Annotated in this window: 1 pseudogene (cut by a window edge); it reads left to right on the top strand. The window is 33.9% G+C overall.

Going from position 1 to position 274, the window contains the following annotated elements:
* A pseudogene (locus tag ADA55_RS16955) lies at positions 1-239 on the top strand (IS3 family transposase); its annotated part reaches 585 nt to the left of the window's first position; the annotation flags it as partial.
* Positions 240-274 lie beyond the last annotated feature (35 nt).

Below are 274 nucleotides of genomic sequence, written 5' to 3'. Positions count from 1 at the left end.
AGAAATTAGGGTTACGCCCATCTATGTCAAGACGAGGAAACTGTTGGGACAACGCACCACAGGAATCATTCTTTGGCCATCTTAAAGACGAGTCCTCTATTAAAGCATGTACAAGTCTAGATGAGTTAAGAAAAGAAATTAAACAATATATGATTTATTACAATCATTATAGATATCAGTGGAATTTAAAAAAGATGACCCCTGTTCAATATAGAGATCATCTTCTTAAAACTGCCTAGGTTTTTTTAATGTCCTTTACAAAGGGTACACTTTA

This window comes from Bacillus sp. 220_BSPC (genome assembly GCF_001054655.1).
GTDB lineage: Bacteria > Bacillota > Bacilli > Bacillales > DSM-1321 > Peribacillus > Peribacillus frigoritolerans.
This window is presented reverse-complemented; position numbering and strand designations above follow the sequence as displayed.